This window comes from Listeria sp. MAN/IMW/UF555 (assembly GCF_058684075.1).
The window spans coordinates 863322-883335 of the sequence record NZ_JBZWZS010000001.1 but is presented as its reverse complement, the minus strand read 5'-3'; the positions used below and the strand labels follow the sequence as shown (position 1 = coordinate 883335).

Genomic DNA, 20014 nt, shown 5'->3' with positions numbered 1-20014 from the left:
GCATATCTTTCTACTTTAAAAATGAAAGCCTACTTTTCTTTATCAAGTAGTGGAATGAGTTTTACTTTATTATCAGAAGCGACTTTACGGATTTCTAGTTCGATTCCTTTTTCGTCTAATTTGCGGAATGCTGCTTCGTCTGTTGCATCGACAGAAACTGCATTGGTAATCATATGTTTACCTTCGCGGAATGCCATGCCACCAATATTAACAGTTGTGATATTGACACCAGCTTCTACTAAAGTTAATACATCTGTTGGGTTAGTAAATAAAAGCATTACTGGAGTTTTTGCGTATTTAGGATTATTGTATACACGAATTCCTTTTTGTACGTCAACAACACTAGCTTTAACTCCTGGAGGTGCTACTTGTGTAAGAAGGGTTTTACGCACTTCATCCTTTGCTACATCATCACTTATAACAATAATACGTTCTACCTGTGTTTCTTTTGTCCAAACTGTTGCTACTTGACCGTGAATTAAGCGGTCATCAATACGTGCTAAGCGAATTTCCATTATAAATCGTCCTCCCCGACTTCGGTTTCTTTTTTTGGTAATGATGCTTTCAGTGACTTAACGCCATCACTTCCTGCTGTTATAGCAGTTTTAACTAGATCTTTTTGATTACTTGCAGCACGCATGGAGAGTGTTTCAAGTAACATTGGGATATTGACGCCCGTTATAACGTCCATATTCTCTTCTGGAAGGGCAATTTGGCTAGAAGCATTATAAGGACTACCACCAAATAAGTCGACCATAAAAATAACACCTTCTGAAGTATCTAATTTGTCTAGTTTTTCTTTATATTTGGTAATAAGCGTATCAGTGTTTTCTCCAGGAACAAACGTAATAAATTCAACATTGTCCTGTTTGCCGATAATCATTTCTGCTGATTTGAGCAATTCACGCGCAGCTTCACCATGTGTCCCAATAATAATTGCAACTGGCATAAGTATCTCCTCCTTAAAGCGTGGATATGAAGCATCCATTAATACTAACGCAAAAACTGTGCCAACTTTTCTGTATTAAACTACCCCCTTTATTAATAGAAGTGGTTCAAGGCTTCTGTAAGCGTGTACTAAAAGGTGAATAGGAGCTTAATACGCTATATAACTACATTAATACACTAAATATTTATCTTAGACATACATACAACATTACCCTAAAAAATGTAGCAGAAAACGCAATAGTTGAAAATAAAAAAAGCCAACGTAAGAATTTTGTTGGCTTTCTGATGTTTATGAAAGTACTTCTGGTTGAATTTCGTTCAAAATATCATACAAATAACAAAGTTCATCATTTGTAAGCTTTAAGTTCATTTTGTAGATGACTTCTTTATTTGTTTGTTCTAATGCACTGAAAATATCTGTATCTAGCATGGTTTTTGGTTCGCGGTAGACTAAACCATCATTTAAAACCATTCGTTCTAGGGCGCAACCTACATGGATAAGTAAATTAATTTTAAAAGTATTATCCAGTTTGTAACCTAGTTTTTTCTCTAATACAGATGCAAAAGAGCTCAGAATTTCGATTGTTTTCTTTGGATTAAGATAGGTTAGAAATTCATTAAGGCTTTCTTCGATAATTTCTTTTGCGATTCGACCAGTTTCGCCTTTTTTAACAATAATGTTGCGTTGTTTAACTAGGCTAACTAATTGTTCTTCACCGTCAATGCCAAAAAGTCGTTCAAGCGGGATGAAGGGGATTTGGATTTTTGGATCTTGAATTCCGACAGCCATTAAAATATCGTTTTCTTCTTGTAGCTGTTCTAATCTCGTATCCATTTCATGTAAACCGATTGGGATGACTTTGATGGCGTCCGTTGTGATAGTATCTAAAATATTTTCAATAAATAGTTGAAGTTTTTCAGCAGTTCCTTCGCCAGTCGCACAAATAGTAACGATAGCATGTGGTTTTTGATTGGAATCGAGTGTGTCATCATCAGAATTATAACCCCCGTAGCCGCGGAAATCTTTCAGTGAATCGTAAATACTATCTAGTTCCATATCAAGAATGTTTGATTTACGTACGGCTTCGATAACTGTCGCGGTTGAAACCATATCAATTGAGCGAACCGGAATGCCCGTACGTTCAGAAATAACTGGAGCAAAACTTGTGAGTGAGCCCATATCAACAAGTAGAAGTAGACCACGTCCCATATCCATTTCTTTCGCTCGTTCAGTCAGCTTATCCAGCACGATTTTCGGACTTTGGTCAAGCGGCATATCAATTCCTTCGACCAATCCTTCGCCGAGTAATTTTTTCGCAACGCTAACCATACTGCTAGCGGTATTATTTCCATGAGTAGCAACAAGTACAGCAACGCGCGCATTTTCTTGTTCTTTAAGCAAGGAGCTAATGAGAAGGGTTAGATACATTACTTCCATATTTGGAACGCGAATGTGGAAAGTAGCTTCAATATCATCTTTAATTTCACGAGATAATTCGTACGCTTCAGGTTGGTCATTAACTACATTTTCGATATTCGTGTATTTTAACGGTTTGTTACTTTCAATGCGTTTAATAAAGGAAGTCAAGTGCAGACTAAAGGCGAGTAAGAAGCGCTCATTTAACTTTTTGCCTAGCTGATGCTCGATTCTTTGTTCAATACCTTCTGCAAAATTAAGGATTTCTTCATTCACGATTTTTAAAATATTTTCGCGATTATGGATGGTATTTTTGAATTTGTTATAGAAACTGTTGAGGTGAATATCAATATCCATCTTGATAAATTTCTTAATATCGTCATCTTCAACACCTTGATCCATTAAAATAGAAGCTTTATCTTCAATAATTTTATAAAGATTGAAGTTTGGCTCATATTCATCGGAGGTAATTAACGTGTTGTTTAGCTCAGGGAAAATCGTCGTGTAGGGCTCTAGATATTCCGCGATTGCTTGAAGTTCTTTGCGCCGATTACTAAAGTGGAAAAAGCCATCTTTAATATTTATCGGTAAAGTTTTAAAATCGATTAAAATTTCATCGTCTTTATCAAAACTGTTTAAAAAACCTTGCGCACAAACGAGTTGAATGTTTGATTTCAACTGGCCGATATTGCCGTAAGTAGTATTACCAATCAGCGCTTTGGCAGCCTCATCTTCAATCCGAATCGGTTTATTTACACGGTGCGCCTCGCTAGAAAGTAAGTATTTAAGCAGTTCTACTCGTTCAAAAGCAGTTCTTTCTTCTAAACTTGGCAAAGTAATAATAATCGGAATACGACGCATAAATGTTTTTAATAAGGAAGATTCCGGATTTTCTGTCGTTGCTCCAATAATTAAAACATTGGATTTTCGAGTTCGGTCAGTTTCGCCGAGTTTGTTGTAGGTACCAGAGTCCATCAGATAAAAAATCATTTCTTGCCCTTCAGGAGGGAGACGATGAATTTCATCGAGGAATAAAATACCTCCTTCTGCTTTTTCAACGAGTCCGCCTTTATCATTTTCCGCACCAGTAAAGGCACCTTTGACATGACCAAAAATATGGGACATCAGGAGTTGCGGGTTATTGTAGTAATCGGCACAGTTGAAAATAATAAACGGGGCATCAGCCGGCAATCGTTTGGCATGTTGCGAGAAACGATACATTAAGTTAGCGAACAATGTTTTACCCACACCAGTTTGTCCAAGAATCATTGTATGTAAGCCGTTTGGTGGATAAAGTACTGCTGCTTTGGCTTGTTCGACAGGGGTTTTAAGGCTATCATTTACGCCAATTAAATCATCGAAAGGGCTTCTTTCAACGATACTTGGCTTTAAAATTTTCAGAAGTGCTTCACAACTTTCAAATTCTAGTTCGTCATCTGAAAGCACGCGGCCAATTTCTTCTTCCACCGTTCGTTTCGGAAAATAAAGCACTGGTCGCCCAACGATTTTAATAATTTTGCCTTGTCTATGAAGTTCATTTAATTCCATGCTGACGTTATTTCTTAAAATATCTAATGTTTCTGAAATAGTAGTTGCAGTAAAGCCTTCATTATTTTCTAGTTGCTCACGAATCGACTTAGTTGAAGGGTTTTCTAAAATAAATTCATAAATACGGTCAATACGCTTCAATTATAAAACCTCCAATTAGTGTATTGAAAAACGGAGTGTGTATTGAATGATACTAATACACTCTAGAATTCTGTATTTATCTTAGCATTCCTAGTGAAAATGTCAATGATTATTTGCTTAAAATCAAATTGACTCCCCGCGCGGATAGTACTATTATATAGAAGGAACAAATAAAATCAATGAGGTGTTTTCATAATGTCAAAAGTACTATTTATTAAAGCGTCACCACTTCCAAATGAAGTATCCAGAAGTTCGCAAGTAGCAGCTACTTTCATCGACGAATACAAAGCGAAAAATCCGTCTGATACAGTAGAAGAATTAGTTTTATATAATACAGAAGTTCCGTTATTAGATTTAGAATTAATGACAGCTGGCCGCGAATTACAAGCAGGTAAAGCATTTACTGATTTAGCTCCAGATGTACAAAAAAGATTAAATGCCTACAATGCGCTTACAGAGCAATTCTTAGCAGCAGACAAATATGTATTCGTTTTCCCACTTTGGAACCTTGGAATCCCGCCACTTTTAAAAGCTTATGTAGACACTTTTGTTATTGCTGGTAAATCATTCCGCTATACAGAACACGGTCCAGAAGCACTTTTAAAAGGTAAAAAAGCGATTTTGATTCATGGTAGCGGTGGTATTTATTCTGCTGGACCAACAAGTTCATTTACTCACGGAGAACCTTATTTGCGCACAATTTTACAATTTATCGGTATTGATGTAGTACCATCGATTTTTGTGGAAGGTATTGACCACAATCCAAGCAAAGAAGCGGAAATCGTTGCAGCTGCTAAAGCGGTAGCGCATGAAAGTGCTGCTGAATTCTAAAAAAGTTTGTGAAAAATAGTTTTTAATATTAAATGTTAATATAGTATTATCAACTGTCTAGACCAATAAAAACATATAAAAAGATTGCTAATCCCTTTATAAATTGGTAAAGTAGAGAAGTAGATTGATGGATAAAGTGCTGACTCAACTCGGCACTTTATTCTGTTTAGTTACTCGAAAGGGATGAATAGAGATGGAAGAGCAAAAAGAAGAATTGCAAAGAGGACTGAAAAATAGACATATTCAGTTGATTGCGATTGGCGGAGCAATTGGTACAGGGCTTTTTCTAGGAGCAGGGAAGTCAATTCATTTAGCCGGACCTTCTATCATGTTAGTTTACTTAATTATTGGGGCTATTTTATTCTTTGTTATGAGAGCTTTGGGAGAATTATTAATACATAATCCAACAACAGGATCTTTTACCGAATTTGCGGAACAATTTATCGGACCGTGGGCTGGCTTTATTACTGGTTGGACTTACTGGTTTTGCTGGATTGTAACCGGAATTGCAGAAATCACAGCAGTTGGAATGTACGTGAAGTTTTGGGTACCTGATTTACCTCAGTGGATTCCAGCGCTAGGTTGTGTTCTAATTTTGCTATTATTTAACTTAGCTACAGTCAAAGCTTTTGGCGAAATTGAGTTTTGGTTTGCGATTATTAAAGTGGTTGTTATTATCGCTTTAATCGTAATCGGATTTGTGCTTGTATTTATTGGTTATAAACATGGAACTAGTACAGCTTCATTTTCTAATTTAATTGATTATGGTGGCTTTTTCCCAAATGGAGTAGCTGGATTTTTACTCGCGTTCCAAATGGCGACCTTCTCGTTTGTTGGGATTGAACTTGTTGGGGTGACAGCGGGAGAAGCAGATGATCCAGAGCGGACACTTCCAAAAGCAATCAATAATATTCCAATCCGGATTTTGATTTTCTATATTGGTGCTTTATTAGTACTAATGTCCATTTATCCGTGGAGTAATATTGATCCTGACACAAGTCCATTCGTTAGTGTATTTACGATGATTGGGATTCCGGCCGCGGCAGGAATTATTAATTTCGTTGTATTAACAGCTGCGATGTCTTCTTGTAATAGTGGTATTTTTAGTACTAGTCGGATGCTTTATACACTTTCAGCAGAAGGAAAAGCACCGAAGAAAATGCATCACCTAAGTTCAAATGGAGTGCCAGCAACCGCGTTAATCACTTCTACAGCATGCTTACTTATCGGTGTATTTTTAAACTATATTCTACCAGAGCAAGTATTTATTTTAGTTACAAGTATCGCAACGATTTGCTTTATCTGGGTTTGGGGCATTATTTTAGTGGCGCATTTACGTTTCCGTCATAAACATCCGGAAATCTCTGCCAAAAGTAAATTTAAAATGCCATTATCGCCATTTATGAACTGGGTGAGTTTGATTTTCTTTGCAGGATTATTGATTATTCTAGGATTTGCAGCAGATACACGTATCGCTTTATTTGTAACTCCAGTGTGGTTCTTAATTCTAGCTATAGCATATCAAATTTTAAAAGCATCAAACCGAAAGACAAAAATTAGACATAATTAACGAGAATACAGTCATTCGCTAAAGAAAGCAGTTTTAGCGGGTGACTGCTTTTTTTGAAGCAAAAATAGCTCCGCGAAATTCTTTACAAATCAAAAAAATCGTGTAGAATGATAGGTGTTTAGAGGTTTTGATGCCTTTACGCATTTCGAGTGAGTACTCACTCATTTTTATAAATGCGTACATATGTGAAGCAGTATACAATTAACGGATGATATGTGAATTTTTGTACATATCAAGTAGGGCGTAACGAAAGGGATGAGAAAATGATTCATGCAGGTTTAGATGTGGGATCAACAACAGCGAAAGCCGTAGCACTTAACGACCAGGGGGATATTTTATTTCAAACGTACCGAAGACATTTTTCCGACATTAAAAAAGTAACACTAGAAATCATGCAAGATATGCAAAAAAAATGTGGCATGACCGAAATGACATTTAAAATTACAGGGTCTTCAGGGCTTGCCATCTCCAAATTTTTGAATGTACCATTTGTGCAAGAAGTAATTGCTTGTACTGAAGCAGTAGAACAGGTAATTCCAGAGACAGATGTAGTCATTGAGCTCGGCGGGGAAGACGCGAAGATTATTTATTTCAGCGGTGGGATTGAGCAGCGAATGAATAATGCGTGCGCGGGGGGAACGGGTGCTTTTATTGACCAAATCGCCACACTACTTCAAACCGATCCAACTGGTTTAAATGAACTAGCGCAAAATGCGAATACGATTTATCCAATCGCTTCTAGATGCGGTGTTTTCGCAAAAACAGACGTGCAACCATTACTTAATGAAGGTGCTAGAAAAGAAGATATAGCAGCATCGATTTTTCAAAGTGTTGTTACACAAACCATTAGTGGGCTAGCTTGTGGACGCCCAATCCGCGGGAAAGTAGCTTTTCTTGGAGGTCCGCTTACGTTTCTTGATCAATTACGTTATCGTTTTACAGAAACGCTTAAAATGAAAGACAGTGATATTATCGCACCTCAAAATGCGGAATATTTTATTGCGCTTGGAACTGCTTTTACAGGGCTAAACGATGTACCGATAAAAGTGGCGGATATGATTAATCGTCTGTCTAACATGGATATGACAACAATGGCGACCGATACGGTTATTTTGCCAGCACTTTTTGAAAATAACGAAGACTTAGAAGATTTTCGGGCACGTCATAATCAAATGAAAGCTAAACGGGCGAAGTTGGAAGAGTATGAAGGCGACGCTTATTTAGGAATTGATGCCGGTTCAACGACAACGAAATTAATTTTAATGAGCCAAACCAATGAAATTTTATACTCATTTTATTCAAGCAATAACGGTAATCCACTTCAATCTGTTATTGATGCAACAAGCGATTTATATGAAATCTTACCAGAAAAAGTTCGAATAGCGCAGTCGGGAATTACAGGTTACGGCGAGTCGCTTATTAAAGCCGCACTTAAAATTGATGTTGGCGAAATAGAAACCGTAGCGCATTATCGTGCTGCTCGTGAGTTTTTGCCGGATGTTGATTTTATTTTAGACATTGGCGGACAAGATATGAAATGTATGAAAATTAAAAAAGGGGCACTGGATAGCTTAATGCTTAATGAAGCTTGTTCAGCCGGATGTGGTTCGTTCCTTGAAACTTTTGCGCAAACACTTAATTTATCCATTGAAGAATTCGCTGCCAGAGCCTTGGAAGCAAAAGCTCCAGTTGACTTAGGTTCGCGCTGTACGGTGTTCATGAATTCCAAAGTGAAACAAGTGCAAAAAGAAGGCGTTAGTATGGAAGATTTATCCGCGGGTCTCGCATATTCCGTCGTAAAAAATGCCCTTCAAAAAGTAATTAAACTCCGTAGCCCGAAAGATATTGGTGAAAAAGTCATCGTTCAAGGCGGAACTTTTTACAATGAATCCGTATTACGTGCTTTTGAGCTTTTAACAGGGCGGGAAGTTGTTCGACCGGATATTGCGGGAATGATGGGGGCTTATGGTGCTGCTTTAATCGCCAGGGAACATTATGAAACTGGCGAAGTGACCGAAATGCTCGTACTGGAAAAATTACGTGAATTTAGTGCAGATACGTCGCAATCGCGTTGTAACCTTTGTAGTAACACATGCCAGCTAACCGTGACAAGATTTGGCGATGACCGGATGTTTGTTAGTGGGAACCGTTGTGAACGCGGGGAACGTGTCGAAACAAAACGCAACTTACTACCAAACTTATATGCGTATAAATTAAAACGGACCTTTGATTACAAATCGCTGAAAAAATCCGAAGCTACAAGAGGCACAATTGGCATACCGCGTGCGCTGAATGTTTTTGAAAACTATCCGCTGTGGCATACGATTTTAACAAACTTAGGTTTCCGTGTCGTTTTATCGTCTAAATCGTCTAAAAACCTGTATGACAAAGGTATCGAAACGATTGCTTCTGAAGCGGTTTGTTTCCCAGCCAAATTAACACATGGTCATATTATGGATTTAATTAAGAAAAAAGCGGATCGCATTTTCTATCCATCTGTCGTTTATGAAAAACCAGAATTTGGCGAGGCGACAAATAACTTTAACTGTCCAGTTGTGGCCGGTTATCCTGAAGTTATTCGTGTGAATGTGGATGCGTTGGAAGAAAAAAACATCCCAATGATTAGTCCATTTTTAACATTAGATAATGAAAAAGCATTGATCGAACAAATGAGTCTCGCATTCCCAGAAATTCCAGCTGCTGATATGGAAAAAGCAGTCCAAGCTGGGTTAGAGGAAGCAGAACTTTGCCGTAAAGATATTCAAGCTGAAGGAGAAGCGGCACTTACTTATATTAAGAAAAATAAAATTAAAGGAATTGTTCTTGCTGGGCACCCGTATCATATTGATCCAGAAGTAAACCACGGCATTCCTGAACTTATTACGATGAATGGCATGGCGGTTCTTACCGAAGATTCAATTTCTCATCTTGGTGAAATTGACCATAAACTCCGCGTCGAAAATCAGTGGAAATATCACGCCAGACTATATCGCGCAGCCAGCTTTACTGCTAAAAGTGAAGATTTAGAATTTGTGCAATTGACGTCATTTGGTTGCGGACTTGATGCAATTACGACGGATATGTGCCAAGAAATCATTGAAGGTCATAATAAAGTATATACACTACTTAAAATCGATGAAATCAACAACCTTGGTGCCGCTCGTATTCGCGTACGTTCGTTAAAAGCAGCAATGGAAGAACGTGAGAAAAACAATGTGAAACCAGGAATTATGGCAAAACCAAAAGAACGACCATTATTTACAAAGGAAATGAAGAAAACTTATACTATTTTAGCGCCACAGCTAGCTCCGACCCATTTTGAAATGTTAGAAGCAGCTTGTAAAGTGGGCGGTTATAACTTGGAAGTGTTACCAGCAGTTACGCCTCGTGCGGTTGATGAGGGATTACGTTACGTCAATAACGATGCATGTTATCCGGCGATTTTAACTATCGGACAAATGATGGATGCACTGAAACACGGCGATTATGATGTAAATAATTTAGCTGTATTGATGACGCAAACAGGTGGTGGATGTCGGGCTACCAACTATATCTCGATGCTGAAAAAAGCTCTCGGAGAAGCAGGCCTAGATCATATCCCAGTTATTTCGCTTAACGCCAACGGTTTAGAAAAACAACCAGGTTTTAAAATGACACCAAAAGTTCTCATTCGTTTCTTAGCTGGAATTAGCTTAGGTGATGCGCTCGACCGGATGCTATACCGAACCAGACCATATGAAGTCGAACCAGGCAGTGCGAATAAACTATTCCGTAAATACCTTGATGCTGGACGTGCTCTAATGGAAAATTATTCTTTCGTAGCATATAAAAAATTAGCGAACGAAATGGTTCGCGCTTTTGACAATCTACCAATTACAAATGAAGTGAAACCAAGAGTTGGCGTGGTTGGAGAAATTCTCGTAAAATTCCATCCTGGTGCTAATAACAATATTGTCGATGTCATTGAAGACGAGGGCGGAGAAGCGGTTGTTCCAGACTTAACAGATTTCATTTTATATTGTTGTTATGACGATCATTTTGCAGCGAATACTTTCGGACGTTCCAAAGTAAAATCATTCGCGAAACAAAGCGTTGCGATTCCGCTCATTAATCAATTCCGCAAACCAGTGACAGATGCGCTGAAGAAAAGTGAACGCTTTGAAGCACCAGCAAGCATCGAATCTATCGCTGAAAAAGCGAGTCAATTACTATCTCTCGGAAATAAAATGGGTGAAGGCTGGTTCTTAACAGGAGAAATGTTTGAATTACTCGATAGTAACGTACCGAATATCGCTTGTTTACAACCATTTGCTTGCTTACCAAACCATATTACTGGTCGAGGAATGATTAAAGGTCTCAAAAAAATGTATCCAGAAGCTAACATCATGTCGATTGACTACGATGCCGGATCAAGTTCTGTGAATCAACTAAATCGAATCAAACTAATGCTCTCAATTGCTAGAAAACAACTAGAAACGACAGAAGTTATCACAGAGAAAGAAACAAACACACGATTTAACCCAAGAGAAAAAATCCTTGGTAAAGCAAAACAAGTTAGAGAAAGTACGCCAGTCGAGATGATTGGAAACAAAGTGAAACAAGCGCGCGATGCAGATCCAGTTGGCGCGATTGCTCAGAAAGTAAAGCACGTAGCTTCTAGCAATGAGCATGTCCAAACCGATAATGATTAATTAAAAAAGCCGCCCATCCAACGGGCGGCTTTTTTCTATTCAATAGTTAAATTCTTCTTTTCACAGTAATATCCTTTACCACCCACAAACACTTTTTCTATCTCATCATTATTACTCAATGCTAAATTAACTAAGACTTCAGAAGGCGAGTCCAAAGAATAGCCCTGTTCAAACAGGTAATTCTCTTTTCGCAAGTAATGATTTTTATAAAGATAACAAGCTAGAGCGGCATTCGAAGTCCCTGTTGCTGCTTCTTCATTAATGTCGTATAGCGGGGCGAAATTCCGACAAATAATTCGGTCGTTATTAAAAGTATAAAGATGCATTCCAACGACATCATAAGTCGCACTAACTTCCCGGATCTTTTCAAAATTTGGCTCTAAGGCATGTAAATCTATTTCACTTGTGATTGGAATTAATATATCTTTTAAACCAGTTGAGACAATTTGAACTTGATAGTTTGTATTAACCTTGTTTAAGTCAAAGCATTCAGTTAGCTCATTTGGCGGGATTATATCATAGAAATTTGGGCGATTTTGCTCCATGAAGATAGTACCGTCTTTTAATGTAATAGTAAGAACACCGCTATTTGTTTCGATTGTATATTGATTCTTATGAAGTTTATTTAAATGCATCAATATCGCAAAAGAACCAATAGTCGCATGTCCACATAAATCAACTTCTTCTTTTGGTGTAAAATATTCTAATTTATAATCGGCAATTTTAGAATCGGTTACAAAAGCTGTTTCCGCATAGCCTAGTTGTTTTGCAATCGCCATTTTTTGCTGGGTAGTTAATGTTGGTTCATTTAATACTACGCCAGCTTTATTTCCGCCGTTGTTATTTTTGCTAAATGCGCTTGCAACGTATACGGATATATCCATAAAACATCATTCTCCTTCGTTAAACTTAATCTTCGGTAATCATCGCAAACTCCGCACGGACTACTTTTTTTAAGTCAAAAGGGGCTAGTTCGATTTGAAGTCCTCTTTTTCCGGCTGAAATTAAGATAGTATCCAGCTGTTCTGCACTATTATCAATAAAAGTTGGAAATAGTTTCTTCATACCAATAGGAGAACAACCACCGCGAATATAACCGGTTAGCTTTTCCAACGTATCAACTGGAATTAATTCACATTTTTTATTCCCGCTAATCTTCGCTAAGTGTTTCAAATGCAAGGTTTTATCAGCTGGAATGCAGGCGACGATATTCCCTGTTTTGTCGCCAGTCAGAACGAGCGTTTTAAAAATTTGCGCAGGATTATTCCCCGTTTCTGCCGCAACATGAAGTGCATCAAGCGCGTCTTCACTCCATTCATACTCACGTAATTGGTAACTAATCTTCTGTTTATCTAAAATTCGACACGCATTTGTTTTTTTATTCAAGTGTTTCACCTCAATTAATTTTATTTTATGTACAAATTATGACACTTTTAGTAAAATAGTTGGCTTTTATCCCTGCATTCTGTACAATGAAGTGGAATTCAAATAAGAAAGGGAGATTTATTAATGAAAAAAGGGTTATTTAGTATGGTTCTTGTGCTTGCGATGGTACTTGTTTTAAGTGCATGTGGCGGCGCATCAAGGGTAGAACCAAAAAAAGCAGGAGAAATCACAGTTAACGCCGTTGTTTATAATAAAGACACGGATAAAGTTAAAGACGTATATGGTGAAGATGGTTCTAAATTCGAAAAAGAATTTGAAACTAGTTTTAAAGAAAGCTTCATTAGTACATTCACTGCAAGTTTTTCAAGTGATGTTAACTTAGACAAACAAGTGGATGATTTCTATAATGCACTTCGTAAACAAGTAAACGAAAAAACATCGTACACTACTAAAGTAACAAATGACGACAAAGAAAGTCCAGAAATTCAGTTCGCTGTTAAAGGCCTAGACATGAAGGGCGTTCAAACAGAATTAGTAGAAGAACTAACAAAAGCAGCAACAGCTGATCCATCTCTAGCTACAGATGATCAAAAAATGGCTGAAAAAACAATGGAAATCTACACTAAAGCTGTTCAAAATGCAGATGCAGTATCAGAAGCAAAAACAATTACACTTAAACTAAAAGCAGATCCAGATGATGATTCATTATGGAAAATGCAAAACGATATGGCATTCATGCAAGAATTAACAACAGCATTTTTCATGGGTGGCATGAACTAAGATTTTTATAGACACTAGCAACTTTCGGGTTGTTAGTGTTTTTTTGTTTTTAGCAATAGATGTTATAATTGCGTTAATTAGTTGAATAGGAGGGGGCACATGGTTACACTTAAAGTCGCTTTAGTACAACAACAAGCAGTACCAAATGACAAAGAGGCAAATTTAAATTTATCTATACAGTATATACAAGAAGCGCACCGAAAAGGAGCCGATTTAGTCCTTTTTCCCGAAATGTGGTCAAACGGCTACGCGCCACCTTTTGACACAGCCTTTGATGAGCCAATGGATGCTAGTTTTGAAGAAGAGCGCACGCGGTGGTTGGCAGATGCAGTAGCACGAGATAGCGCATACGTTACTACTTTAAGAAAACTCGCGAAAGAACTAAACATTGGTGTTTGTGCTACTTATTTATCTAAAACAAAGCAAAAACCGCAAAATACAGCTATTATAATTGACCGAAATGGAGAAATAATTCTAGATTACGCTAAAGTCCATACGTGCGATTTCTCTTTAGAAGTATTGCTGCAAAACGGGGACGAATTTAATGTTTGTGAGTTTGATGGCATAAAACTTGGTGTGATGATATGTTATGACAGAGAATTCCCTGAAAGCGCCAGAGTTTTAATGTTAAAAGGAGCAGAAATTACCCTTGTTCCAAATGCATGCGATATGAATCCAGCTAGACTGAACCAACTAAACTCTCGTGCTTTTGAAAATATGGTTGGCGTTGCAATGGCAAACTATCCTGGAAAAAAATGGGGCAGATCCACTGCTTTTTCCCCGATTGTTTTTGATGAAAATGGAGATTACCAAGATAATACGATTATTGAAACAGATGACGTTTCAGAAGGTATTTTTATTGCTGAATTTAATTTAGATGAGATTCGAAATTACCGGGAAAATGAAACGTGGGGAAATGCCTACCGAAAACCGCAAACCTATACAGATTTAATAAGTTTAGATGTAAAAGCGCCATTTAAACGAAATTAAAAAAACAGAGATGAGCGATTCTCTGTTTTTTCTTTTAAAAATAATAAAGCCCCGCAACAATCAGCGCAACAACCAAAATCCCCGGAACCAGATTCGCGACCCGAATTTTCGTTAAACCAAGCAGGTTGAGACCAATAGCCAAAATCATAATTCCGCCAGTAGCCGTTAGTTCTTTAATAATAAGTGCCATCAGGTCTGCTGGAATGAATTGATTAATTTGTGTTGCAAAAAGCGCGATAAGGCCTTCAAATAAAAACACCGGAATAGCCGAGAGCATAACGCCCCAACCAAGTGTCGTACTAAGAAGAAGGGCGATAAATCCATCCATCACTGATTTCGTATAAAGTACATCATGATTACCACGAATGCCACTATCAAGCGCGCCAATAATTCCCATCGCGCCAATCACAAAAATAAGTGTAGCAGTAACAAAGCCTTTTGAAACATTACTTTTTCCTTTTGCCCCGACTTTCCGTTCAATCCAGTGCCCGAGTTGATTAAGGTGGTAATCTATATTAAGCCATTCACCAATAACAGCTCCAAAACAAATACTTAAAATAACAATAAGCGAGTTGCTCGTTTTAAATGCCATTTGAATACCAAGGACGATAACGGATAAACCCATCCCTTTCATGACAGTATCTTTCATACGTTCAGGGATATTATGTAATTTCATGCCAATTATAGAGCCAATTAAAATCCCTAGCCCGTTAACTAGCGCACCAAGTAGAACCATTTTCTTCCTCCCTTTTTTGCATATAGCATTAGTATACAGGAATTTTCTGGCAATTGGGAGTATTATTTCGGATAAAAAAGTCGAAGGAAGCGTTTTGCTCCTTCGACTTTCGTGTTATTTTCCAGCCACTGTAAATCGTTCATTTAAGTGGTTTGGTCGCTCAATCTCATCTAAAACGGCGATAGCATAATCTTCCATACTGATAAAACTATTACCATCACTACCAAATAAAAGATGATCTTTCCCAGATTGATATTCGCCAGTACGTTCACCTGGCTCAAACATGGCAGAAGGGCTAATGTAAGTCCAACTAAACTCTGCCTTATTTGCTTTTAAATGTTCCAACTGTTTTGCTTGAGCACGAGCAGTTGGATAGTATGGTGCTTCTCTAAGTCCTTTTGATTCTAAAAGGGTATTACCATCTTCATCAATTTGAAGACTTGCTGCCCCGCCAACGACAATTAGGCGCGGAGATACAGTTCCATTTAAAACAGAAATCAGATGATCAAGCGAATCCACATGTTTTTCTGCTTCATCCGGGCTGACCCCATAAGCATCAACGACTACATTTTGATCGGATAAATCTGAAAGAGTTAAATCAAAAATATCTTTTTGTAAAATATTAATATCCTTATGCGTTTGCGTTATTTTCCCGGCATTTCTAACAATAGCCGTTACTTCGTGGCCACGGCTTTTTGCTTCTTCTAAAATTCTTGAACCAGCTCGACCCGTAGCGCCAATAATACCAATTTTCATGAAAAAAGCCCCCTATTCATTTTTATGGAATAGCTTCTCGCTTGATAGAAGAATTATTCCCGAAAGAGGGGACCGGAAAACATTTTTTTATGATTGTTCTTTTGCAGCGGTTGCTAATTGTTTAATTTTTGCTGCGGAATAAATGTGTGAAATCGTGAAAATAATAAGTGCCAACCAGATGAACATGAAGGCAAATAATTGGATGTGGTCAAAACTTTCTTTGAAAAGCAAGACACCGAGAGCAAGCATTAACGTAGGTCCAATATATTGCAAGAAACCGACCATTGTGTAGCTGATTTTCTTCGCAGCGGTCGCAAATAAAAGTAATGGAATGGCGGTAACAATCCCAGCGCCAATTAAAATAATATTTGTTTGCGCGGCATACTGCATTAATCCATTCGTCGCGAAAAAGAGTACATATATGAGTGCAAATGGCGTAATAATCATCGTTTCAAGTGTTAAACCAGTCCATACGGAAACGGAAACGACTTTTTTTATCAACCCATAAAGGGAGAAGGAAACAGCCATACCAATTGCTGCCCAAGGAACGGACCCAAGATGCCATGTGAGAATTAAGACGCCAATTGTTGCCGAGATAACTGCAATAATCTCACCGCGACTCAATCGTTCTTTTAAAATCACCGTTGCGAGAAGTACATTTACAAGTGGATTTATATAGTAACCAAGACTTGCTTCGGTCACATGCCCGCTATTCACTGTGTAAATGAATAAATACCAGTTTCCAGTGACTAAAAAAGCCGCCGCAATAATGGCGATAAGCGTTTTCGGTTTAAGCAAAACGTCCTTTGTTTCTTGAAAAACCATCGAAGTCTTTCGTAAACAAACAATCAAAAATAGCATAAAAATAAAAGACCATATAATTCGATAGGCCAAAATCTCCATAGGAGGGACATTTGTGGCTAGCTTCCAGTAAATTGGAAGGACACCCCAAAATACATATGCGAGAGCTCCGGCGATAATTCCACCTAGCTGCCCATTTTGTTTATTTTCCATAGCGATGTTAGCCTCCTTTTTTAAAAACAATAGAACTATTTTATCCTAAAAGGGAGAATAAAGCTACAAAAAAAACCACGAATAGGCTAGCTACTCGTAGTTTCAGTAATTATTTACTTGCTTCAATTTGGATGTTTAATTTTACTTCGTCACCGATAAGTACGCCACCAGTTTCTAATGCAGCATTGTAATTTAGGCCAAAGTCTTTACGGTTGAATTTACCTTTTGCTTCAAAGCCAGCTACCATGTTACCAGTGTTTGGATCTTTTCCAGTACCTTCATAGCTTACTTCTAGTGTAAGAGGTTTTGTTACGTCGCGAATCGTTAAATCACCAGTCACTTCGTATTCATCATCGCCATCAGCTGTGATTTTTGTTGCTGTAAAAGTAACGTTTGGATATTTTTCTACATTAAAGAAATCTTCACTTTTTAGATGACCATCGCGTTGTGCTTGGCGAGTATCTACAGAAGCTGCTGATACAGAGAAGTTTAATTTTGCTGTTGTTAAATCTTCTGGATCCATTTCAATATCTGCTGTGAAATCGCTAAATGCACCTTTTACTTTTGATACCATCATGTGTTTTACTTGAAATTCGATTGAACTATGCGCTGGGTCTACGTTCCATTTTTCTACTGTCATTTTTTCATTCCTCCAAATATGTTTTTTTATAAAAGCATTCTCTTATAATCTAGCCTAAATTGTTTGATATTAAACCTTAGAAAAAATACTTTTACGCGTTAGAAAAGCAATTGCTTAACTGTTTATAAGTAAACTATATCATACTTACTTTTAATAAGCAACTATAAAAACGTATTAGAAATATATTTTTTTCGTAAATATGATTGAGTTTTTCTGATAAAGTGCGTAGAATAGGTGGTAAGAGGAGGTTGAATGATGGAAAAAATTAATACAGATACAGAAAATATTAGTGAATTATTAAAAACTTATTGGTCAATACAGCGGATTTCAGCGGGATATGCCGATCAAAATGCGGCTAGCTTAGGACTAACAATTCAGCAACTTGCGATGATTAATGTGATTTATAGCACACCTGGCATTTCAGTGGCGGATTTAACTAAACGATTAATAATTACTGGAAGTTCTGCCGCGGCTAATGTGGACGGGTTAATTAGCTTAGGTCTTGTTGTAAAATTAAACAAAACAATCCCAACTGATAATATGGATTTAACACTAAAGCTTTCAAAAAAAGGAGAAGACTTATCTAAGCGCTCCACTGCAAACGCTTTTATGTACAAAGCCATGATGAAAGTGTTCGAAAACCTGACCGAAAACGAAATAGAAGAATTAATTCGCCTAAATAAAAAAGTCGAAACCTTATTGAAAAAGAGTAAATAAAAACATCTCCTGTATCATTCAAGTAAAAATGAATGAACAAGAGATGTTTTTTTATTTTTGATCAAATTTGCAGTCTTCCAGTGGAATGACTTTTGTTTTATTTGTAAATTTAAATGATAACCAGAAGATAAGGAAAATAGGGAGGCCGATATAAGAAATACCGATTTTTTGCCACCAAGCAGGATTCGTAAATTCTGGTTTTAAAAATGCCGCGTAATCTTGACCGACAATAACTAAAATACATAAGATTAAAGCTAAAATCGGACCAAAAGGGAAAAATTTGGCTTTATATTTTAGTTCGTTCAAATCATGGCCTTGCTTAATGAAAGCTTTACGGAATCGGTAATGGCTAATAGCAATGCCGACCCAAGCGATAAATCCGGTTAAACCAGAAGCAGAAAGGAGCCATGTATAAATAACTGTTCCATTTTCGGTAAGCGTGGTAATGAATGTCATCGCACCAACAATGGTAGTAACAATAAGTGCAGCCATTGGGATACCACGACGGTTTACTTTGCCTAAGAATTTAGGAGCTTTTTTATCACGAGCCATTGCCCAAAGCATTCTTGTGGAAGCGTAAAGGCCTGAATTACCAGCGGATAGAACGGAAGTCAAGATAACCGCGTTCATTACCGAAGCCGCAAAAGCTAGCCCAGCCTTTTCAAATACGAGCGTAAATGGACTAATCGCCACATCTGTTGCCTCAGCGCTCAGTAAATTCGGATTAGTATAAGGAATAATCATCCCGATAATGAAAATCGCAAAAATATAAAATAACAAAATCCGCCAGAAAACTTGCTTAATCGCTTTAGGAACACTTTTTTCTGGAGTAGCACTTTCACCAGCTGCAATACCAACCATTTCAGTACCTTGGAAAGAAAATCCAGCAATCAAGAACGTGCCTAATATCGCGAAAAATCCACCTTTAAATGGTGCATCTCCTGCTGTAAAGTTAGAAAAGCCAATCACTTCGCCGCCAAGAATACCAACAATTGTCAGCACACCGACGATAAGAAAAATAATAACAGTCGCTACTTTAATAATCGAGAACCAGTACTCTGACTCCCCGTAAGCTTTTACCGATAGGGCATTTAAACCGAAAATCAAGAGTAAGAAAATCGCACTCCAGAGCCAAGCAGGCGTATTCGGCAACCAAAATTGAACAATAATCGCCGCTGTTGAAATATCGACTGCGAGCGTGATCGCCCAGTTAAACCAATAGTTCCAACCGAGTGCAAAACCAAAAGCTGGATCAACAAATCGACTAGCATACGTACTAAATGAGCCGGAAACAGGCATGTATGTAGCCATCTCACCTAAGCTTGTCATTAAAAAGTACACCATAATGCCAATCGCAATATAAGCAACTAGCGCTCCACCAGGCCCAGCAGTATGAATCGCATTTCCACTTGCTAAAAATAATCCGGTTCCGATTGAACCACCAATTGCTATCATGGATAGATGCCTTGTCTTTAAGTCACGACGAATCTCGCCATGTGTTTCTTTTTTCACTATAAATCTCCCTTTCTATTATCAGAGGAAGTGCGCAAAAAACAGCCAATCTGCAAGAAATTGGCTGTTACGTATTTTACCAACATCATTTTGTCAGATAGCACACCTATAAGAAATTTCGACAAATTCTTATAGCAGTCCAGCTCCTTTAGGAAACTGTCCCAACAACTATTTCGATACAAAGAAAAAATAGTCACTTCGGCGATCAACCTGTTCGTTTTTTGTCATTGGCGTCTTTGTTTCGCCTCGAAAAAATTACTAGTGCATCTCGCAACCTCTACCTCACCATTTGGATGAGGGTTTATATTTGATTATTTACCCATAATAACGGAAAATG

Annotated in this window: 16 protein-coding genes and 1 riboswitch; of the genes, 6 read left to right on the top strand and 10 right to left on the bottom strand. The window is 37.7% G+C overall.

Annotated elements, in window-relative coordinates; all coding sequences use genetic code 11:
- Positions 1-29: 29 nt before the first annotated feature.
- The 3 genes from AC4PG8_RS04395 to AC4PG8_RS04385 form a co-directional block, all read right to left on the bottom strand.
- Positions 30-515 carry a mannose/fructose/sorbose PTS transporter subunit IIB gene (locus AC4PG8_RS04395; RefSeq protein WP_003765934.1) on the bottom strand — a complete coding sequence of 162 codons (486 nt, stop codon included), beginning with the start codon at positions 513-515 and terminating at the stop codon, positions 30-32.
- Positions 515-949: a mannose/fructose/sorbose PTS transporter subunit IIA gene (locus tag AC4PG8_RS04390; RefSeq protein WP_033838008.1), complete on the bottom strand. Its 435-nt coding sequence runs from the start codon at positions 947-949 to the stop codon at positions 515-517. Before AC4PG8_RS04390 ends, AC4PG8_RS04395 begins: the two co-directional genes overlap by 1 nt.
- 288 nt (positions 950-1237) lie before the next feature.
- The gene (locus tag AC4PG8_RS04385; RefSeq protein ID WP_492170064.1) at positions 1238-4054 is read right to left on the bottom strand and encodes a sigma-54-dependent transcriptional regulator; all 2817 of its coding nucleotides are present in this window, start codon (positions 4052-4054) and stop codon (positions 1238-1240) included.
- A 195-nt stretch (positions 4055-4249) separates the two neighbouring features.
- Between AC4PG8_RS04385 and AC4PG8_RS04380 the strand changes: the two genes are divergently transcribed.
- The 3 genes from AC4PG8_RS04380 to AC4PG8_RS04370 all read left to right on the top strand — a co-directional run bounded on the left by AC4PG8_RS04380 (position 4250) and on the right by AC4PG8_RS04370 (position 11146).
- The gene (locus tag AC4PG8_RS04380) at positions 4250-4885 is read left to right on the top strand and encodes an FMN-dependent NADH-azoreductase (RefSeq protein ID WP_003770984.1); all 636 of its coding nucleotides are present in this window, start codon (positions 4250-4252) and stop codon (positions 4883-4885) included.
- A gap of 193 nt (positions 4886-5078) precedes the next feature.
- Positions 5079-6455 carry an amino acid permease gene (locus AC4PG8_RS04375; protein ID WP_003761117.1) on the top strand — a complete coding sequence of 459 codons (1377 nt, stop codon included), beginning with the start codon at positions 5079-5081 and terminating at the stop codon, positions 6453-6455.
- A 263-nt stretch (positions 6456-6718) separates the two neighbouring features.
- On the top strand, positions 6719-11146 hold the full coding sequence (locus AC4PG8_RS04370) for an acyl-CoA dehydratase activase-related protein (protein ID WP_492170063.1): 4428 nt from the start codon (positions 6719-6721) through the stop codon (positions 11144-11146).
- Positions 11147-11181: 35 nt separating this feature from the next.
- On the opposite strand, the gene AC4PG8_RS04365 is transcribed toward AC4PG8_RS04370, so the two are convergent.
- Both AC4PG8_RS04365 and ybaK read right to left on the bottom strand, forming a co-directional pair.
- Positions 11182-12030, bottom strand: coding sequence for a PhzF family phenazine biosynthesis protein (locus AC4PG8_RS04365; protein WP_185625153.1), 849 nt, complete (start codon positions 12028-12030; stop codon positions 11182-11184).
- 25 nt (positions 12031-12055) lie between these two features.
- The gene (gene ybaK / locus AC4PG8_RS04360; protein ID WP_185329830.1) at positions 12056-12532 is read right to left on the bottom strand and encodes a Cys-tRNA(Pro) deacylase; all 477 of its coding nucleotides are present in this window, start codon (positions 12530-12532) and stop codon (positions 12056-12058) included.
- 123 nt (positions 12533-12655) lie between these two features.
- Here ybaK and AC4PG8_RS04355 point away from each other — a divergent pair, with 123 nt between their 5' ends.
- Entirely contained in the window at positions 12656-13312 is a 657-nt protein-coding gene (locus tag AC4PG8_RS04355; RefSeq protein ID WP_045554539.1) for a DUF5105 domain-containing protein, read from the top strand.
- 99 nt (positions 13313-13411) lie between these two features.
- A complete protein-coding gene (locus tag AC4PG8_RS04350) occupies positions 13412-14302 on the top strand; it encodes a carbon-nitrogen hydrolase family protein (protein WP_492170062.1) in 891 nt (296 codons plus the stop codon).
- Positions 14303-14336: 34 nt separating this feature from the next.
- Here AC4PG8_RS04350 and AC4PG8_RS04345 read toward each other — a convergent pair whose 3' ends face one another.
- The 4 genes from AC4PG8_RS04345 to AC4PG8_RS04330 all read right to left on the bottom strand — a co-directional run bounded on the left by AC4PG8_RS04345 (position 14337) and on the right by AC4PG8_RS04330 (position 17448).
- Complete coding sequence (locus AC4PG8_RS04345; protein WP_003765949.1) at positions 14337-15038, bottom strand: DUF554 domain-containing protein; 702 nt, start codon at positions 15036-15038, stop codon at positions 14337-14339.
- Positions 15039-15152: 114 nt separating this feature from the next.
- A complete protein-coding gene (locus tag AC4PG8_RS04340) occupies positions 15153-15794 on the bottom strand; it encodes an NAD(P)-dependent oxidoreductase (protein WP_003761130.1) in 642 nt (213 codons plus the stop codon).
- Between the two features lie 87 nt (positions 15795-15881).
- Positions 15882-16808, bottom strand: coding sequence for an EamA family transporter RarD (gene rarD, locus AC4PG8_RS04335; protein WP_185510425.1), 927 nt, complete (start codon positions 16806-16808; stop codon positions 15882-15884).
- A 109-nt stretch (positions 16809-16917) separates the two neighbouring features.
- The gene (locus tag AC4PG8_RS04330; protein WP_003761132.1) at positions 16918-17448 is read right to left on the bottom strand and encodes a YceI family protein; all 531 of its coding nucleotides are present in this window, start codon (positions 17446-17448) and stop codon (positions 16918-16920) included.
- Between the two features lie 255 nt (positions 17449-17703).
- Here AC4PG8_RS04330 and AC4PG8_RS04325 point away from each other — a divergent pair, with 255 nt between their 5' ends.
- Positions 17704-18165, top strand: coding sequence for a MarR family winged helix-turn-helix transcriptional regulator (locus AC4PG8_RS04325; protein WP_185590152.1), 462 nt, complete (start codon positions 17704-17706; stop codon positions 18163-18165).
- A gap of 51 nt (positions 18166-18216) precedes the next feature.
- Here the strand turns inward: AC4PG8_RS04325 and AC4PG8_RS04320 are convergent, their stop codons facing one another.
- On the bottom strand, positions 18217-19677 hold the full coding sequence (locus AC4PG8_RS04320) for an amino acid permease (RefSeq protein ID WP_003761134.1): 1461 nt from the start codon (positions 19675-19677) through the stop codon (positions 18217-18219).
- 90 nt (positions 19678-19767) lie between these two features.
- Positions 19768-19965: riboswitch (Lysine riboswitch) on the bottom strand.
- Between the last annotated feature and the right edge of the window lie 49 nt (positions 19966-20014).